This window comes from Salinisphaera sp. G21_0, assembly GCF_017744115.1.
In the GTDB taxonomy this organism is placed as follows: Bacteria; Pseudomonadota; Gammaproteobacteria; order Pseudomonadales; family Endozoicomonadaceae; genus Endozoicomonas.
The window spans coordinates 1-3737 of sequence record NZ_JAGHQW010000128.1; the positions used below are offsets into that span (position 1 = coordinate 1).

Sequence of the window (3737 nt, forward strand, 5' to 3'; positions counted from 1 at the left end):
AATTGGGCTTGTTTCATTGAAAGACTTATGGATCAGGTTTCACCATCATTGTTGAACCGCCCGGTGCGGACCCGCATGCCGGGTGCTGTGGGGAGGGTTGGAGAAAGACCAGCCCTTACCCGATTTAGGTTCATTTGCACAAGTTTATGATGGAGGTGATACGTTGCCTTGCCAATTTTCTAATATCTTCGTTTACGCTTATAGACCTGTAATCAGCGTACTGGGCATACAAAAGAAGCATGCCTTCCTTCTTATTTTTGCCATAAGCCAATTTTTTCCAGGCATGGCGCATGCGGAGACGAAGGAGAAAGGGCAGCTTGTTCAGCTCGCTATTGATGATACTCTCATGCTCTTTAAATCTTTGGTCAGTGAGAATATGAATAACTCGTATTTCTTCGTTGGCAAGTTTCTCAAGATCAGTTCTGAAGCTGTCAGAAATCCGATCAAGGCTAGCAATGAATCGTTTTCGTTGAAAAAAGCTGACGTTGAGCAAGTAAACAAGAAAAGCGAGCATGATAGCTCCAAGGGCTTTACTTATTGGATGGCCAGCAATATCGGCGAGTTCGTGTTCGATCATTTTTATTTGTTCGTAGTAATAGTTTGTTGGTGGATTATGTGGCCTGATGATGAAGATGAGAAAAAGAATGCTGAGTAAGAACCTAACGCCTGCATAAGCGGCAGCGCGTCTAGCGCCGTCCGCTGGATGCTCTTGTTAGGTGCGTTGTCAATGTTTTGTTTGAGCGGGGAGCTGGACTCACTGAAACGCCAAGAAGATAAAGAGTATCTTTGCTGAAATCTTGCTCATTAGGCCATTCTACTGAGCCAAATGCTACTCTAACCTGCTTAAAATAAGATTCATCTTTGAGTTCAGAAAAAATACCTTTTTCTAAAAAAGGCGTGACATCAAAATCTTTGAATTCGTCATTTTCAAACTCAACCCTCAACTTATAATTTTCTAGAGCTTGAACAGACTTAACAGATGGATTCATATTTACACCTACTTTAAAGGATCAATCTTGAATACCGAATCACCATTAATTGCCAAATCCCAGTTGGCCATAAGACTTTCTTTATGAATTTCAATCCATGCATCAACCAATTTCTGTTTGTTTTTTGGCAGACTTCCTTCCAAGACATTTCCTGTCGGAATCTCAATAATTGCACTGCAATCCTGATAATGAACATGGATATGCGGCATATTATGTTGCTGATTATCAAAATAATACATACGGACAATCAAGCCATAAAACATTGATATTGTTGGCATTTAGACACCCTTAAATCAAAATCATACCCGATTATACTCCATCGAATACAGATATTCAGCGGATTTTGAACAAGCACCTAACGCCGCCAACAGGGGCAGACAAAATGCGTAGCGGTTTGGCTGTCCCTCTGGCTGCTGGCTGCCATGGTCGGTTAAGGTAGTTTTTGGGTGTCCTTGATTTTGCCCTTGATTTTGCCCGCTCTTCACTTTTTAAAAAGTGGGTGTCCTTTTTATTTAGCCAACAGGGGCAGACAAAATGCGTAGCGGTTTGGCTGTCCCTCTGGCTGCTGGCTGCCATGGTCGGTTAAGGTAGTTTTTGGGTGTCCTTGATTTTGCCCGCTCTTCACTTTTTAAAAAGTGGGTGTCCTTTTTATTTATCGCTCTGTTTCTTCCTGCTCAGTAAGCAACGCCAGTCGTTCTTCAAAACTAAGGCTACTGTAGGTGCCCGGCTGGTCCAGCTGTTGATTGAGGGCATCTGCCATTCCGGTCAGTCGCAGTGACCTAAGGCGAGCCAGTGTTTCATTGATCATCTTCGCCTCCGGTTATTGATAGCAAATAGCGCCACGAATATTTTCGTGACCATCATGCAAGGGGTCTGTCGTTTGTTTTAACTGTGGCTCCAATGGTATCAGGTCTTTGCCTGACTGGAGGATTGATCGGCCATTTTTTAACCGGTAACCCCCGATGTTCCTGGCATGGGCACAGGCGTTGTTGAGTCGTTCAGTTCCATATTCCCGCTGCAGGTTTAGCAGCCCCAGTGAAGCTCGATAGGCTTGTTCAGGATGCTCCTTGCTATCCAGCAGTGATTGAATAAAGCAATAGACTTCCTGACCAATGTCGTTAGCCCAGTTAAGTAAACGCTCAGGCGTCCAATCCTGGTGGTGACGATGTCGTTCCGGCATATGAACTGCTAACGTCGTAAATCCACGTGTGTGCTTTCGGGCGTGGCTGGCCACCACTTTACCGTTAGCGTAGATCGTGACGCAGTGCTCAGTCGCCTGTACTTCTACTTCCTGCCTGGCAAGCTGATGGGGAACCGAGTAGGCGTGCCCCTTGCAGATAATATGATAATCAACATTCACCCGGGCCTTGATAAACTCAGCGAACACAAAAGGTTGCTTCGGCAGTGGCTTAAGGGCTGGTTCATCCAGTTGTTCAAACGCACTACGTCGCGTTCCTGGCAACTGCTTAAAGGGCTTCAGGTTCAGTTCGATTAACAGCTCACGTATCCGCAGGTTCAGCTCTGCCAGGGTAAAGAACATTTCATGACGAAGCCTGGCCAGTATCCACCGCTCCACTACCTGTACACCGACTTCTGCTTTGGCCTTGTCTTTGGGTTTGTAGGGCCGTGCCGGAATGACTGCCACCTGGTAGTGACAAGCCAGGTGCTGGTATGACGGGTTGAGATCCGGCTCGTACCGACAGGCTTTGATAACTGCGCACTTTGGGTTGTCTGGCACGACAATTTCCGGCACCCCACCAAAGAACTCAAAGGCCCGTTCATGAGACCCCAGCCAGTCCTCTGTTTTTTGTGACAGAGTCGCTTCAGCGTAGGTATAGTTGGAAGCTCCCAGCACAGCCACAAATATCTGGGCATTGTGGGCAATTTCGCCGGTGTCCGGGTTGATGATTGGCATGGTTGGCCCGGCATAATCAACAAATAACTTTTCACCTGCATTGTGCAGCTGTCGCATAGATCGCTTTTGACAACCACGCCACTGATTGTAACGGTGACAGTACTGGGCATAGCTGTAGGCATTGAGGGGGTGAGCCTGACAGTATTCTTCCCAGAGTCGTTGTTTGGTCACTTCCTTGCGCTTCAGTTCCTGATGCACCTCAGCCCAGTCAGGATCAATCAACCCTTTTCGATTGGCTATCGAGGCATCGGGAAACAGCGCCTGAATAAGCTCAGGCTCAGATATATCCTCTGCCAGGGGCCAGCTTAATTCCGATTCCTGAAAGGCCTTAACGTAGTTGGATACCGTCCCCACACTGACTCGTACACTGCGGGAAATTTGTCGGAAGCTGAGTTGGCTGCCAAACCGCATCCGGAGAATTTCTAGAAGCTTACGCATGGTAATCCTGTTTTCTGTCATGGCCGGTTCCCTCTCTTGGTACAGATAAGAACGGCCAAAGTTATGGAAAATCAATGCATAAGAAGATATTTGTTAGCTGTATGAGACCGGTTTATGGTCTGTTGAACAGCGTTTCTGGAAGCTTGAACGGTGATTCTGGAAATCACCAAAAAGTGTTCAAAAGAAACCAGAATAGGTGTTCAAGTGTTACCAGAATGGGTGTTCAAGTGTTACCAGAATGGGTGTTCAAGTGTTACCAGAATATGCACTGGCTTGGCAACATCAACGACAGGTGTACGATTTACTGTTCAGAATAGCGGCTGATACCCTGAAACAGTTTGGAGCCAATAGCAAAAAACTGGATGCTGACCTGGGAATGACCGGCGTCCTGCACA

General features: G+C 46.6%; 5 protein-coding genes and 1 pseudogene. 2 read left to right on the plus strand and 4 right to left on the minus strand.

From position 1 onward, the window contains the following. Positions 1-97 precede the first annotated feature (97 nt). Positions 98-655 (plus strand): hypothetical protein, encoded by a 558-nt coding sequence (locus tag J7439_RS24985; protein ID WP_209204768.1) that lies wholly within the window; start codon positions 98-100, stop codon positions 653-655. Positions 656-686: 31 nt separating this feature from the next. Here J7439_RS24985 and J7439_RS24990 read toward each other — a convergent pair whose 3' ends face one another. From J7439_RS24990 to istA, 4 genes are all read right to left on the minus strand, one after another. Beyond that, a complete protein-coding gene (locus J7439_RS24990) occupies positions 687-989 on the minus strand; it encodes a DUF2442 domain-containing protein (RefSeq protein WP_209204769.1) in 303 nt (100 codons plus the stop codon). A gap of 8 nt (positions 990-997) precedes the next feature. Continuing rightward, positions 998-1267 carry a type II toxin-antitoxin system toxin DhiT gene (dhiT, locus tag J7439_RS24995; protein WP_209204770.1) on the minus strand — a complete coding sequence of 90 codons (270 nt, stop codon included), beginning with the start codon at positions 1265-1267 and terminating at the stop codon, positions 998-1000. 374 nt (positions 1268-1641) lie between these two features. Continuing rightward, a complete protein-coding gene (locus J7439_RS25000) occupies positions 1642-1797 on the minus strand; it encodes an ATP-binding protein (RefSeq protein WP_209204771.1) in 156 nt (51 codons plus the stop codon). 12 nt (positions 1798-1809) lie between these two features. Then, on the minus strand, positions 1810-3363 hold the full coding sequence (istA, locus tag J7439_RS25005; RefSeq protein ID WP_209204772.1) for an IS21 family transposase: 1554 nt from the start codon (positions 3361-3363) through the stop codon (positions 1810-1812). A 244-nt stretch (positions 3364-3607) separates the two neighbouring features. Between istA and J7439_RS27620 the strand changes: the two are divergent. Beyond that, positions 3608-3737: pseudogene (locus J7439_RS27620) on the plus strand (IS91 family transposase); the annotation flags it as partial.